The sequence below is a fragment of the Aquimarina macrocephali genome (assembly GCF_051627225.1).
In the GTDB taxonomy this organism is placed as follows: Bacteria; Bacteroidota; Bacteroidia; order Flavobacteriales; family Flavobacteriaceae; genus Aquimarina; species Aquimarina macrocephali.
Genome location: NZ_CP151795.1, coordinates 3,453,405 through 3,468,842, shown reverse-complemented (window position 1 = coordinate 3,468,842; position 15,438 = coordinate 3,453,405). Strand labels below are relative to the sequence as shown.

The following is a 15,438-nucleotide window of genomic DNA, read 5'->3' as shown; positions in this document are numbered from 1 at the left end:
TTATTTGAATTAGCCTTTAAAAAATTAATAACCGAGTTATTAGATAAAAAAACGCGAAGCTTAATTGCTTCGCGTTTTTCATTTTTTTACTTTACTAGGTTACCATCTAATAATAGCACTACCCCAGGTAAACCCGCTTCCAAAGGCCGCTAAGACTACTAAATCTCCTTCTTTAATTTTACCTTGCTCCCAAGCTTCTGTCAATGCAATAGGAATAGATGCAGCTGTAGTATTACCATATTTCTGAATATTATTATAGACCTGATCATCAGATAATTTAAATTGTCGTTGCACAAATTGAGAAATTCTCAGGTTTGCTTGATGTGGTATTAACATATTTATATCTGTAGCCGATAAATTATTGGCCTGTAATCCTTCATTAATTACTTCAGAAAAACGTACTACTGCATTTTTGAACACAAATTGACCGTTCATATATGGATAGTAAGGAATATTTTCTTGAGGGTTCTCTGAAATAATTTCTGGCACCCAATGTTCTGTACTAGGACCTTCTAGAGATAGTTCTTTGGCATGTGCACCTTCACTATGCAAATGTGTAGACAAAATCCCTCTACCCTCTTCTTCACTTCTCGTTAATACAGCAGCTCCTGCTCCATCGCCAAAAATTACAGAAACTCCTCTTCCTCGAGTTGTCATATCCAAACCACCGCTATGGTTTTCACTTCCGATTACCAATACATTTTTATACATACCTGTCTTGATGAACTGATCTGCTACCGATATAGCATATACAAACCCGCTACATTGATTACGAACATCCAATGCCGGAATAGTTCTCATGTTCATCATTTCCTGAACTCTTACTCCACCTCCAGGAAAATACATATCAGGACTAAGAGTTGCAAAAATGATAAGTTCTATATCATCTGTAGTAAGTTTAGCTCTTTCTAAAGCAATTTTAGCAGCTTTAACCCCCATAATAGAAGTACTATTACCATCTCCCTTTTTGATGTGACGTCTTTCTTTTATACCGGTACGTTCCTGAATCCATTCATCATTCGTATCCATCACCTTAGATAGATCATCATTAGTTACGACATTTTCGGGGACATAAGACCCTAAACCTGATATTTTTGAAGTATACATGTTGTTAATTTATTGTGTGTGTTGTGAGTTATTTTATACTTAACTAAAAGTTATCACACAATATATGTATTCTTAACATTTTGATAAAAGAAACCCTAATCATATTATATGCACGCATAATAAAAAAATCTTAAACAACTGTATTGCAAACCCCTAAGCTAATCCAAAATACAGACTCTCCATATTTTCAACTTAATATCTCGAATAGGGAATAGAAAAACACGCCAAAAACGTCTATAAAAAAGAGACTACTAATTAAAATTAGTAGTCCCCATTCCCCAATCTTCCTAAAACTAGAGTTTTAGAAATTTCTTTATCACTACCTCATTATCATCACGTACCTTAATGGTATACATTCCTGATGGAAAGGAGGTAAATGAAATTGTATTTTTAATCGACAAATTTTTGTTCCCTACAATTAAATGCCCTTTTAGGTCGAAAACTTCACAACTAGCATTAGGTATTTCAGTTTTACAATCAATATAAACCTCCCCTTTTAAGGGATTTGGATAAACCGAAAATGAACTACCTCTAGAACTATTTATTTCAGTAATAATATCCTGCATCGACTTTATTTCTTTTCTATTGTCAAAATCAAAAAGATTTCTATTCAACTATTATATGGACAAATATATAGATATTCATCTCCTCAAAACATACGTAGCCCCACGTAATTAGGCAACAATAGCAAGTACATTAAAGTTAGAGTAGTAATTGTTTATTTTTCTGAGACCAGATAAGCAAAGCATTTGGTTTTTGCTCAAGAGTAAGTTTTCGGATTATATTTGCTCTATGTTTTTCGACTGTTCTCACAGAAATACTCAAAAGATCTGCAATCTCTGTGCTTGTCATCTCTTCTGCAATGCGTTTTAGGATTTTAACTTCGGAAGGAGTCAGTTTTTCTATGTCCGGATTACGCTCTGAAACATTCGTAAAACGTTTGTATATTTTTTCGCTAAAATATGGCTCTCCTCTACTAACGCTTGCTATACACGCTTCAATCTCTGTTAAAGCAAATTCTTTTAACAGGTAGCCATGAATATTATATTTTACGGCATCTTCAAAAAACTTCTTTTCTTTATGAAGAGTAATCAAAATGATTTTGGTATCGATATGATGTCTCTTACAGTTTTTAGCGATATCTATACCGGTTAGATTAGGCATTTCGATATCTAAAATAGCGATATCCGGTTTATCTTTAATGATTGCATTATATGCAGAAAGCCCATCAGAATGAGTATTTATGATGTTATATTTTCGTTCTTTCAAAAATTCCTCTAGCCCTCTTAATAATAAAGGGTGATCATCTGCAATAAGTATATTAGGTTTAAGCATGTTTCGGAATATTAAATATCAGCGTAGTCCCCCGATCAATTTCAGACAGTATATTGAAAGTAGCTTTCAAAAATTTTGAACGCTCATTTAATGTTTTAAGACCTATTTTAGAAATTGATATTTTTTCTTTAGAAACATCAAATCCCCTACCATTATCTTTAATAATTATTTCAACATCATTTTCTTTATTAATCACTTTAATTTCTGCAGATCTTGCTTTAGAATGTTTAATAATATTATTAAAGCTTTCTTGCACCAATCTATAGATATTAACTTCTTTTTCTTGATCAAACACTTGGTCAATATTATCTATTTCTGCCGAAACAAAAATATCATAATTTTCATCGATCATCTCCACACTACTTTGTATGGTTACCGTAAGACCTAGTTCTTCTAACTTAAATGGATGTAGACTTCTTGATATTGCACGTACTTCATCAATTACACCATCTACCACAGTAGCTGTCTTTGTATCTTTATTCTGTAAAATTCTATTCTTAATGAGTAACAAACTTTGACCAACACTATCATGAAGATCTTTAGATATACGTTTACCAACGCGCTCCTGAGTTTGTAAAAGTTCTTGTAAAAATGATTGTTGTAGTTTTTTATTTCGAATCAGAAATATTCTATTTCTATATAAATAGATCAATAAAAACAAAAGACTTAGACCTATACCGCCAAATATCAATAGGTTTTTCTTTGCTTTATCCTTTGCTTCAAGCATCTCAATATTAGCTTTCTGAATTGCAATTTTACTATCTCTTTTTTCGGCCTCATAGAGCGTTTGATAATAAATAACACTATTAGATCTGGTTAAATTATAGATAGAATCCTTCAATAATTGATACCTATCCAAATGGATTATAGCCTCTGGTAGTTTATTTAGATTTTTATTTGCTTCATAAAGTTCTTTTTCTAAATGTACCTGACCACGAATGTCATTCGAATTCTTAAAAATCTTGATCTCTTCTTCAAAAATCGGAATTGCTTCTTTATACTTACCCTCTGCAACTTTATACCTACTTAGTGCTTTTAAATAAAATATTCTATCATACGGGCTATTTATCAAATCAGTAGAAAGCTCGAGAGTATCCAAATACTTTTTGGCAATATCGGGCTTGCCTTGCTTAGAATAAAACTCTGAAGCATATGCCCTTAATCTAAACATATTGGCATAACGTCCCTTCTCTTTTCTCAACAATTTAAGTGCCGTAAGATAGGCTTCCTCTTCTTTTTTGTATTCTTTTTTCTTTACAAAATCACGAGCATCATTTACACTTAACTCAGATAATGCTTGAAAATCTTTATTTTTTTGGCTATTCAATAATACCCTAATCTTCTGTCTTTCTTCAAAAGACTTTTCCAAAAGATAAAGCTGACTAAAAATTCCGGATACTGCCAATCCGCTATATGCTATATAAGCAGTGTCCTTCATTTTAGTGTATAATAGATTAGCTTCCTGAAATTTTAAAATTGCTTTAGAAAGTTTACCTAATCGCTCATATGTTTGGCCATTAAAATAAATTGCATCTGCCTCAAAAATAGAATCTTTGGTCTGATGATATATTTTCTCTGCATTAGAATAATCTACAATTGCTTTTTCTAAATTATCAATTTGATAATTCGCTCCTGCTCTCTTAATATAAAGATGCCCCAGATTAATTCTTTTTTTAATTTTGAGGCTATCTTTAATACTATTATTTACAATAACCAATGCAGAATCTGGTTTACCAACTACTTGAAGATAGTGAAACGTAAGTCGCGAAGTCTTAAAAGCTGCCAGATCAAAACTATCCAACTGTTTAGCCAAATCGATATATTGGAGTGTATATTTCGGATAGTTTTGTTTATAAAACTCAAAATCCGAATTCCTCCTTTCGTTTAATACACTCGATAGCGAATCTAATAAATAAAGCTTTTCTTCTTTATTTGTTACATTTTCTACTTTATCAATTAATTCTAAAACAGTCTCTTTCTGCTGCGAAAAAGCATAAAAATGAAATGCAGCAACAACAATAAATATGTATATTTTGCTTCTTAACATTCTAGGGATTCTAATTGTGAAGATACATATAATTGTATTTTCAAATTGCATGATAGCTCTCAATTTTTTTGTATCAAAACCTCTTTCTTATTCAGAATTTAAAAAAACAATAGATAGCCACATACCAAACCTCTTTCAAAACATCTCATTAAAGCCTAAAAATCAACAACATAGAATGATATCAAAATCCCTATTGTATTCCAAAAAAATGATTTCAATTCCTTGATTTACCAAATTTACTACACCAGAAAATCCCTACAAAACCTTAATCAAATGCTGCCATAAAACAGTAATAATTCGATCAGTTGTTTTTACCTCGCTTTATATATCAAGAAACATCATACCTGATATAAGTAGATTTTACTATACACTTAATTTCATCATTATTTATAGCTTTTCGCTTAAAACGATAAGAATCTAAAACGAGAAAGATGCGCCAACCACAGCGCATCTTTCTAACAACCTAACCAATAAATAAACAAACCAAGCCAGTCGGGTGACTGACTATAGTACTCTTCAAAATCTCTACTTTTAAATCAAGTAACAGATCATGTTTTCAAAAAATATATGATTGATATATTTTTAAATATTTTATTCTTCAGTCTTTTTTTTAAACTAATCATCCTGATGGCGATAGTAAAAACCATCGCCAAATCAGAATTTATATTGTTTATAACTCAAGGGTATTTATTCTCATAGCAAAGTTTCTCCCTTCTAAATTGGCTATGTATATCCGACCAATACTCATAGCACTTATATATTGAGTTGTAAACAAATTATATACTTCAAAAAACTTATTTATATCCTTAGTCCATTGTGTCAACAAATCATTACAATAGATATAAAAAAAACTTACTTCAATGCCAGTTTGGCAGATACATACTATTGGTATTTTTTTTGAATACACCACACCATAAGATGACAATTAAACTAAAAACAATATAAAATGGCAACAGGAAGTATTAATGTATCTGTAGAGAACATTTTTCCATTAATTAAAAAATTCTTGTATTCTGATCATGAGATTTTTTTACGAGAACTTATTTCGAATGCAACAGATGCAACTTTAAAGCTAAAACATTTAACAAGTATTGGTGAAGTTAAAGTAGAATATGGCAACCCTCTTATCGAGATTAAAGTCGATAAAGACAAAAAACAACTACATATTATCGATCAGGGAATTGGTATGACTGCAGAAGAAGTTGAGAAATATATTAATCAAGTAGCTTTTTCTGGTGCTGAAGAATTTCTAGAAAAATATAAGGATAGTGCTAAAGATTCTGGAATAATAGGACACTTTGGTCTTGGGTTCTATTCGGCCTTTATGGTGGCAGACAAAGTAGAAATTATTACAAAATCCTATAAAGGTGAGCCCGCAGCCCATTGGATTTGTGATGGATCTCCAACCTATAGTATAGAGGAACATGATAAAACAGAAAGAGGAACAGAAATCATTCTACATATTGGCGAAGATGATACCGAGTTTCTTGAAGATGGTAGAATAAGTGAATTATTGGTGAAATACAATAAATTCATGCCAGTATCTATAAAATTTGGTACTAAAACAGAAACGTTACCAAAACCAGAGGATGCTAAAGAAGAAGATCCTGCACCAACTCAAGAAGTTGATAACATTATCAATAATCCTAATCCTGCATGGACAAAACAACCTGCTGATCTAAAAGATGAGGATTATAAAGGTTTCTACCGCGAATTGTATCCTATGCAATTTGAAGAGCCTCTTTTTAATATCCACCTTAATGTAGATTATCCTTTTAACCTAACCGGGATTCTGTATTTCCCAAAACTGGGTCAGGATATGAATATGCAAAAGGATAAAATCCAATTATATCAAAATCAAGTATTTGTTACTGATAATGTAGAAGGTATTGTTCCAGAATTCCTTACCATGCTTCGTGGTGTGATTGATTCTCCCGATATCCCTCTTAATGTATCCCGATCTTATTTACAAGCCGATGGTAATGTAAAGAAAATATCAAGTTACATTACTCGTAAAGTAGCCGATAAACTAAACTCTATGTTTAAAAACAATAGAGAAGATTTGGAGCAAAAATGGAATGATATTAAAATTGTGATCGAATATGGAATGCTTTCTGAAGAAAAATTCTTCGAAAAAGCTGACAAATTTGCATTATATCCAACAGTGGATGGTTCTTTCTTTACGTTTGAAGAATTACAAGAAAAAATTAAAGATTCTCAAACTGACAAAGATGGTAAGCTCGTTCTTCTTTATGCTTCTAATAAAGATGAACAACACTCGTACATCTCTGCTGCAAAAGATAAAGGATATGAAGTACTCCTTTTAGACTCTCCTATTGTTTCTCATTTGATCCAAAAATTGGAAACTAGTAAAGAAAATATTTCTTTTGCACGTGTAGATGGAGATCACATTGACAATCTTATCAAAAAAGATGAAGAAACTATCTCTAAGCTATCAGATGAAGAGAAAGAAACTCTTAAAACTGATCTTGAAAAAGTAGTTCCAAAAGAGACATATACTGTACAATTAGAAGCAATGGATAGCAATGCCTCTCCATTCATGATTACTCAACCAGAATTTATGCGTCGTATGAAAGAGATGCAACAAACTGGTGGTGGAGGAATGAACATGTTTGGTAATATGCCAGAAATGTATAATTTGATTATTAATACAAATCATGAACTTATTGGGCAAATTGCTGCTACCAAAACAGATAAGAAAAAAGAACGCTTAATAAAACAATCTCTGGATTTGGCCAGACTCTCTCAAAACCTATTAAAAGGAGAAGAATTAACAGATTTTATTAAACGTAGTTACGATATGATAAAGTAGTAGTTAAGACTACTAGTACATATAAATATTGGACCGCTTCATTGTTAAACACATTGAAGCGGTTTTTTATTTTTGTTTATAACATTTAGTTCAATCCTCAATCAATTTTATAGTAAGCTTGCCATATCGCTGGGCAGAGTCGTTAACTCCTATTGCATAAGTATACTTCCCCGGAGCCAATTTAGCTTCTCCTACATAATCAATAGGTTGGATTGTAAATATCTGTCCATTGATTTTTAACTCTACAAATGCATATCTGTATGCAAAATCAAAACCTCCATACTTCGTGGTCTTACTGGCAGAAATACTTCCATAATTGTTTTCTCCTCCATTAGTATTTACCAGAATACCCGAATAATTATATTGACTTGTATTCTTTATTCTAATTTGAACCGCACCTATAGTTCTGATTTGTACTTCATCAGAAGTTGAAGAATCGTCATCCTGTGAGCAATTAAATAACAAAAACTGAAACCCAGTTATAGTAATAACCAAAATAATTCTTCTCACATCCATAACATAATCAGTTGATTTTCTACCTAATAGATATATCATTTTACTATAAGTTGCGTGCATCAATGAACTTTAACATCGATTCTTCATTTTTTTTCAGATTTTAAGCAGTTTATATTTTATTACCTTTGTGATATATAAAAGTATAGCAACCGTTTCATGTTTATAGCATCAAAAAATGAGAACTAAAAATTACATTTTAATCATTTTACTATTTTTTTATGCAACCATACATAGTCAAGATGGTGTTTCGGGATATGTGCATATTGAAGATCCAGAAAAATGGGAGCAAAAAGTTTATTTAAGTCAAATTCAACTCGAAGAAAACACGAATACCTATAATACAACAGCCATTGCATCGACTCTCTTAACAGAGGATGGTTTCTTTGCTTTTAATAAAAATTTATTTACTTCAAAAGATCATATTTATAAGGTGCAACTTAACCCTATATCTGGCGAAGAGAAAAATAAAATTTCAAACAAAATAAAGAATTTTCAACTATTTATACTATCTAAAAAAGATACTGTTCACTTTACTAAAGGAGAAAGAATGTTTGGGGAGTATACCACAAATAATACAGCAGATTTAGAATGGCAAAAATTAAAAAAATTTGAAGCTAAATATGAAAATCTAACCGATGATTTTGATCCTAAACAATACCTCATAGAGACCAAAGGGTATGTAAAAGATTCTCTGCAGATACTTTTGGTGAAACTTATTGGTATTAAAAAACTAGATGACCAGAATCTATTAGAAAAAGATGCTAAAGCCAATCCTGAATATTACCTGAGCTTTCTAGAAGAATTGAAATCCAGCGAACTTGACCCCTCTACCTATGCTTATCTTGAAAATAAGCTCAACTTTATTACTCAAGAAATCGTTAATCATAAATACAAAGTAAGTTTATGGGTTAATGGTGCAGCTTCTTTGGTTATTATTTTATTAATCGGGTTTATTCTAAAATCTAGAAGAACCATAAAAGTCCTCGCTCCTATTCCTTTAAGTAAGCAAGAAAAAGCGGTAAAAAACCTTATCATATCAGGAAAAAGTAATAAAGAAATTGCAAATGAATTATTTATCAGCTTAAGTACCGTAAAAACACATATCACCAATATTTACAGTAAGTTAAACATCTCTAGCAGACAAGATTTATTACTCAAAAAATAAAATCATACCGGTACTAGCACCTTATTCAGCTTGGTATAATTACTCTTTTTCTCGATTTCAATAGTTATTTGTTTCAAAAAACAATGAAGCGAATTATATATTTCTCATTCCTGTTACTCTCTTATATTGGATATGGGCAATCAGAATATTCATTATCCGGAGCCGTTTTAGATCAAAATAATACCCCGGTAGAAGCTGGAGATGTCATTCTTTATGACAAAAATTCAAATCTTGTAAAATATACTTTTATAAAAAATGGGAAATTTATTTTTGACAGATTAAAAGCTAATGAATATACTTTATCTATAATTGCGATAGGATATACAGAAAAATCAGAAGTAATTCTACTAGACAGTAACAAAACCATTACTATTGAACTCAAAGAAAACACAGTTATATTAGACGAAGTAACCGTTAAAACTATTAAAAACAATATAATAGTGGGAAATGGTAATTTGAAAATAAATATTGAAAACTCTGTTTTAGAGTCATTACCATCAACAGTAGATATATTATCTAAGCTTCCAGGAATTCAAATCAGCCCCAATCGAGAATCTATTTCTGTTGTAGGAAGAGGGGCTCCTCTAATTTATATAGATAACCAAAAGGCTGACTTAGATCAACTTAAATCGTTATCTGTAGAAAACATAAAAGATATAGAACTTATCGATAATCCATCTGCAAAATATGAAGCAGAAGGAAGAAGCCTCATCCTAATCACTAGAAAACATAATTCTGTAGATGGTTACAAGATTCAATTATCAGAAATTATTTCTTTTAAAAAGCGATTTAATAATTATTTAGGAATACACTCAAACTATAAAAACAATAAATTAGAATTACGAGGTAATTTTAATTACAATCAACTTGGTCCATGGGAAGGTGTAGACTCCAGACTTAACGTTTTAGATCAAGGTATTAAATCTCAATATCAAGTAAGAGCAACCGGTCCCAGGCCACAATTTATCACTGGAGGTGGTTTCTTTTATCAACTCGACAAAAATGATTATATCTCGGGACAAGTAAATCTGAGAGCTCAAACTGACAAGTTTCCAATCAAAACAAATACACTTCTGCAAGATCAATTTAAAGAAGACCATATTATCAGTGAAGGACAAAATGATGAGAATAGAAACTTTTTAACTAGTAATATAAATTTCAATAAAAAAATCACTCGTACCTCGAATTTGTTTTTTGGGCTTCAGTATTCAAATTATATCAGACACCTTAAAAGTCATATTTTTAATAATATAAATGAAACCGGGTTAGAATTATCACAAAACAGAAATCAGAAATACGAAATTAGTGTCTTTGCCAGTAAAATTGACATTGACAAAAACTTTAATGATCATATAAAATTAGAAGTTGGTGGTAGTCTTTCTAATGCCAATGGTCTTGCATTTTCAGATTTCGAATTCATAAATCCTATAGACAAAAAGGTTTCAAAATACGATTACCGAGAATCTATTTATGCATCTTATATACAGCTATCAGGAAATCTAAACAAAATAGAATATTCTACTGGCATAAGATCCGAAACAAATATTATAAAAGGTGGTTTTAGAAATGCCAGTGAACTATTAGTAGATAGAAAACAAACACGTCTTTTTCCTAAAATAAGGATAAATATCCCCATAGATAGTACCAAAAGTATTGCTTTAAATTATGGTACAATTATAAATCGACCTAATTATCTTAATGCCAGTTCTATTAGTACATTTATCAATCCATTTGTAGAATTTTCAAGAAATGTTAACTTAAAATCTACTACAATTGAAGAAATATCAACTACTCTTCAATACAAAAAATACACTTGTAACATCAGCTATTATGAGGAAAATGATCCCGTTTTTTATAACGTAGCATATGATAGTATTGAAAACAGAGTTATATCTTCTCCTCAAAACTTTGAAAAGGAATCCGGATATCAAATCCGATTTACTAACACTGCTACTTATAGGTTTTGGAATACTACAAATTCACTAACAGTAGTTCACAATAGAATTAAAAATCCAACAGCAGTTATTGGAGAAAGTAAACCATATCTCTATTATTATTCAAATAATGAATTTAAACTTGCCTCAAAAACTACTCTTGGACTAAATTTTTGGGGATTCACCGAACGAAACCAAGGTGTTTTTAAAAGAAATGCGCTTTTTATTATGAGTGCTTCCTTTTCAAAAACATATTTTAAAAATTTACAAATTGCTGTAAATTTTAATGACATTTTTAAGAACATGACCTATAAAGACAAGTATACTTCTAATAATATTGATGTTCAGAATACTTTTTATGTAGATGGAAACGAAATTTCATTTTCTATCAAATACGCTTTCGGTAAAGTCAAAAAGCTATCCTTCAAAAATAAAGATGTAGATGATAACCTGGATCGAATACGGTAATAAATCACTGATTTCTTATTCGTTATCGTACAACTTTTATAGTGTAGATACATGAATAAACCACTCTTTTTGTATAAAAACAATAAAAATCTTTTTTTTAGTTAGGATTCCTTACTATATTTGCGTTGCAATTTTGCATAACCTTAAAATATATACAAATGAGTAAATCAATTTTTTATCATGCTGGATGCCCAGTATGCATTAGTGCAGAACATGATATTGTTAATCTAATCGGATCAGACAATGTAGAAATTGTTCATTTAGGAGAAGATCGTTCTCAAATCAAGAATGCCGAAACGGCAGGAGTTCAATCTGTTCCTGCGCTACTAACATCTAATGGGAATGTGCTACATATCAACTTTGGGGCTTCTATGGCAGATGTAAAAGGGTAATTTTTTTAATCTAAATAGTTAGGATTCCTAATTACTTAGATCAACTCTAAAATGAGTCAATTATTGATAATTATTGGCTCATTTTAACTAACAATACAACACAAAAAGATGAAAAACACAATTATAACTATAGTATTCATGGTACTTAGCAGTACTCTAACTGCCTGCGATGAATGTAAAAAATATAATAATGATGATTTACAGATAGTAAAAGCTTCTGTTATACATAATACCGATATTAATAGTACCATTTGGGAAATTAATGTCAAAGGAAACGCAGGAAAAACAACTCCGGTTCCAGCAGGACAATTACATGGCGCTCCTGTATTGGGTTATGTTTTTCCTACTACTCTAAAACCAACCGATGTAGGGTTTAATGATACTCAGGGTATTGTAGCATTGGCTTTAACGTCTCACCCCGACTTTGATGATACTCCACTATGGGATGAGAATAATGATTTTGCCTATGATAACGATGGGATTATATGGCATCCACATTGGGTAGTTCTTCATAAAGATGACCGGGTTGATGGTGGATTATCTGTAAAGCAATTTAAAAAAACAGATACATCTGTAAAATTACCTCCCACTAATCCAGGAATGCCTATGTATATGGATTCTCCAGGATTTCAGGTCATTACCAATAAGACCAGCATTAAAGTAGTAATACCAGATTATAGAATAAACAACAAAACCGATTTTAAGTTCGATGCTGTTTCTGCCTATATGCAAGTAAATACTGAAATAAAGGATAAACCTATGCTTGGTGTTTATAAGGTATATAGTGTTTTAAGCACCGATTTATCTCTTCCATATACTGTACAATCAAAATAATATTATAATGACAAAAATAGCCGTTTGGGATACTTACGTACAACGAGATGATGGGGTTATAATGCATTTTGACATACTCGTTCCCGATTCTATAACAGATCAGGATATTGTGTTTAAATTCGGAGAAAACTATCTGGAAACGAAACCCTTTAAAACAGAGAAAATTACCACTAATGAATGTAAGCTATGTCATATCGAACAAGCGACTCCAGAAATGAGTAATGATATCAAAACCAAAGGATATTCGATTATCGAAATGGAAAATTGCTAAAAAAGACAAATAAATAATTAGGATTACTAACTTTGCTTAAGAGAAAGTGGTACTTTCTCTTAAGCATTTTATATGAGCAAGAGCATTTTTGACATATCATTTCAACATAAAGATATCAATAGCAAAATTGTAATTGGCCTGGAGCGTATTTCTGAGGTCTTTAGAACTTTGTTATGGGAACATGCAAAAACTGCTGGCCTAAGTCCAATACAGATACAGATTATAATTTTTATAGCATACCACAAAGAAGATTTATGTACAGTGAGTCATCTTGCAAAAGAATTTAATGTAACTAAACCTACGATTAGTGATGCTGTTAAAGCATTAGAAAAAAAAGAAATGATCTTCAAAAATAAAACTTCGACAGATAATAGAAGTTATTATATAAGCTTAACTCCAAAAGGTCAAAAAAATGTTTCTGAAGCCGAAAATTTTGCAGACCCCATTAAAAAGCAACTTTTAAGTTTTAATACAGAGGAACAAGAATCTTTGTTAAAGACCATAAACATCTTAATTTATCAGCTAAACAGATCAGGAATATTATCCGTACAAAGAACTTGTTATGCTTGTAAGTTCTATAAAAAAGACAAAAACAATCATTATTGTAATTTTATACAAACAGAGCTTGAAGATGTAGATATCAGATTAGATTGTGCTGACTTTGAAGAGAGATCGTAGGAAATTTATCGTGTAGATGTATTACACTTCGCCCCTAATCATGAATATGTTTTAAAAGATTTTTCGGTCATTGGTAACCAAAGTCGAATATAAACGTCATACAAATACATCAATTAAAATAAGTATTATGATAACTACAAAACATCGACTAGGGATTACATTTTCGTTACTATTATTATGTATTGCTATACCACTAACTTCTTTTTCACAAAGTATTGAAGAAAAATTTGATACTCTCCTACAAGAAAGATATAAACCAGATGGACCAGGAGCTACTGTTTTGGTAGCCAAACAGGGAAAAATCATTTACCATAAAGCTTTTGGGCTTGCTAATATGGAACTCCAAGTTCCTATGAAATCCAATAACGTTTTCGAAATAGGTTCTATTACGAAACAGTTTACCTCTGTTGCTATCCTAATGCTTATGGAACAGGGTAAGCTTACCATCCAAGATGAAATCACCAAGTTCATCCCAGACTACCCTACACATGGAAAAAAAATAACAATACATCACCTCTTAAATCATACCTCGGGGATTAAGAGCTATACCTCTATGAATTTATCAGAGATAGCCGCAAAAGATATGACCCCTACCGAGTTGATTAATTATTTTAAAAACGAACCTATGGATTTTGATCCTGGTGAGAAATGGCTATATAACAACTCTGGATATATTATCCTGGGTTTTATAATCGAAAAAATTTCAGGGCAATCCTATGAAGATTTTGTAGAGCAAAATATTTTTACTCCTTTAGCGATGAATAATTCATATTACGGCAGTAAAAGAGAGGTAATCAAAAACAGAGCTTCGGGATATCAAACTCGAGAAGGATATGTTAATTCTGCATACCTAAGCATGACATTACCCTATGCCGCTGGTTCATTGATGAGTACCGTAGAAGATCTACATAAATGGCAAAATGCAGTTAACACCAATGTCTTGGTTAAAGCAGAGACAATTAAAAAAGCATTTCAGAACACAACTCTAAACAACGGAAAACCTACTTATTATGGATATGGATGGAGTGTGAACGAGATCAAAGGAATACCCACAATTGAACATGGTGGAGGAATCTTTGGATATACATCTTATCAGATTTATATTCCCGAAGAAGATGTGCATGCAGCAATATTAACCAACTGCAACTGCAATAGTCCTACAGATATTACAATTCGTATTGCGGCAATAGCAATAGACAAACCATATGGTAAAGAGAAAATAGCAGATGTTTCTGCCTCAGCATTAAAAAAATTAACTGGTGTATATGAATTCGAAGATGGTGCGGTAAGAAGTATTAGCTTAAAGGATGGTCAATTATACAGTCAAAGAGATGCTGGTAAAAAGTTTAAAATTTTTCCTAAAACAGAAAACACATTTTTCTTCGAGGATAGTTTTTCTGAAATCTTGTTTAATACAGATGGTAAAAAACCAGAAGCTATTTTTAAAAACAGAGCTAAAGAATCTAAAGGTTTCAAAACAAACGCACCTATCCCTGCAGACAAAAAGGCAATTACTGTATCAGAAAACATACTTAGCCAATATGTAGGTGTTTACCAGATTAAAGAAGGATTTAACCTTGCAATATCTTTAGAAAACGGACAGCTAATTTCACAAGCAACGGGTCAAAAAAGCTTTAAAATATACCCAGAAAGCGAAACTGTATTTTTTGTAAAAGAATTCTCTGCTTCTCTGGAGTTTATAAAAGAAAATAATAAGGTTGTTAGAGCTGTCCTTGAACAAGGAGGCAAAAAAACTCCTGCCAAACGTATGGATTAGTTTTATATAAAGTTAGCATATCTTCTGTTACATTTTTCATAAAAACTGTTTTTTGAAGTATTGGTTTTAGTAATTTTAATA

Annotated in this window: 13 protein-coding genes; 8 read left to right on the top strand and 5 right to left on the bottom strand. The window is 31.3% G+C overall.

Annotated elements, in window-relative coordinates; translation table 11 throughout:
- Positions 1-99 precede the first annotated feature (99 nt).
- The 4 genes from AAFU52_RS14990 to AAFU52_RS14975 form a co-directional block, all read right to left on the bottom strand.
- Positions 100-1,107 carry a 3-oxoacyl-ACP synthase III family protein gene (locus AAFU52_RS14990; RefSeq protein ID WP_024768841.1) on the bottom strand — a complete coding sequence of 336 codons (1,008 nt, stop codon included), beginning with the start codon at positions 1,105-1,107 and terminating at the stop codon, positions 100-102.
- Between the two features lie 293 nt (positions 1,108-1,400).
- Positions 1,401-1,721 carry a T9SS type A sorting domain-containing protein gene (locus AAFU52_RS14985; RefSeq protein WP_152538463.1) on the bottom strand — a complete coding sequence of 107 codons (321 nt, stop codon included), beginning with the start codon at positions 1,719-1,721 and terminating at the stop codon, positions 1,401-1,403.
- Positions 1,722-1,809: 88 nt separating this feature from the next.
- Positions 1,810-2,442, bottom strand: a complete 633-nt coding sequence (locus AAFU52_RS14980) for a response regulator (RefSeq protein ID WP_024768843.1) — start codon at positions 2,440-2,442, stop codon at positions 1,810-1,812.
- Complete coding sequence (locus tag AAFU52_RS14975; RefSeq protein ID WP_161635241.1) at positions 2,435-4,489, bottom strand: tetratricopeptide repeat-containing sensor histidine kinase; 2,055 nt, start codon at positions 4,487-4,489, stop codon at positions 2,435-2,437. Before AAFU52_RS14975 ends, AAFU52_RS14980 begins: the two co-directional genes overlap by 8 nt.
- A gap of 946 nt (positions 4,490-5,435) precedes the next feature.
- On the opposite strand from AAFU52_RS14975, the gene htpG reads away from it, so the two are divergent.
- Positions 5,436-7,322: a molecular chaperone HtpG gene (gene htpG / locus AAFU52_RS14970; protein ID WP_438422444.1), complete on the top strand. Its 1,887-nt coding sequence runs from the start codon at positions 5,436-5,438 to the stop codon at positions 7,320-7,322.
- Positions 7,323-7,412: 90 nt separating this feature from the next.
- On the opposite strand, the gene AAFU52_RS14965 is transcribed toward htpG, so the two are convergent.
- Entirely contained in the window at positions 7,413-7,877 is a 465-nt protein-coding gene (locus AAFU52_RS14965; RefSeq protein WP_438422443.1) for a hypothetical protein, read from the bottom strand.
- Between the two features lie 136 nt (positions 7,878-8,013).
- On the opposite strand from AAFU52_RS14965, the gene AAFU52_RS14960 reads away from it, so the two are divergent.
- The 7 genes from AAFU52_RS14960 to AAFU52_RS14930 all read left to right on the top strand — a co-directional run bounded on the left by AAFU52_RS14960 (position 8,014) and on the right by AAFU52_RS14930 (position 15,357).
- Positions 8,014-9,003, top strand: a complete 990-nt coding sequence (locus tag AAFU52_RS14960) for a response regulator transcription factor (protein WP_024768848.1) — start codon at positions 8,014-8,016, stop codon at positions 9,001-9,003.
- A gap of 83 nt (positions 9,004-9,086) precedes the next feature.
- A complete protein-coding gene (locus AAFU52_RS14955; RefSeq protein ID WP_438422442.1) occupies positions 9,087-11,405 on the top strand; it encodes an outer membrane beta-barrel family protein in 2,319 nt (772 codons plus the stop codon).
- A gap of 158 nt (positions 11,406-11,563) precedes the next feature.
- The gene (locus AAFU52_RS14950) at positions 11,564-11,797 is read left to right on the top strand and encodes a thioredoxin (protein ID WP_024768850.1); all 234 of its coding nucleotides are present in this window, start codon (positions 11,564-11,566) and stop codon (positions 11,795-11,797) included.
- A gap of 108 nt (positions 11,798-11,905) precedes the next feature.
- Entirely contained in the window at positions 11,906-12,631 is a 726-nt protein-coding gene (locus AAFU52_RS14945; protein WP_438422441.1) for a hypothetical protein, read from the top strand.
- 7 nt (positions 12,632-12,638) lie between these two features.
- Positions 12,639-12,902, top strand: a complete 264-nt coding sequence (locus tag AAFU52_RS14940; protein WP_438422440.1) for a DUF2024 family protein — start codon at positions 12,639-12,641, stop codon at positions 12,900-12,902.
- 72 nt (positions 12,903-12,974) lie between these two features.
- Positions 12,975-13,580, top strand: a complete 606-nt coding sequence (locus AAFU52_RS14935) for a MarR family winged helix-turn-helix transcriptional regulator (RefSeq protein WP_438422439.1) — start codon at positions 12,975-12,977, stop codon at positions 13,578-13,580.
- A 127-nt stretch (positions 13,581-13,707) separates the two neighbouring features.
- Entirely contained in the window at positions 13,708-15,357 is a 1,650-nt protein-coding gene (locus tag AAFU52_RS14930; protein WP_438422438.1) for a serine hydrolase, read from the top strand.
- Positions 15,358-15,438: the final 81 nt, after the last annotated feature.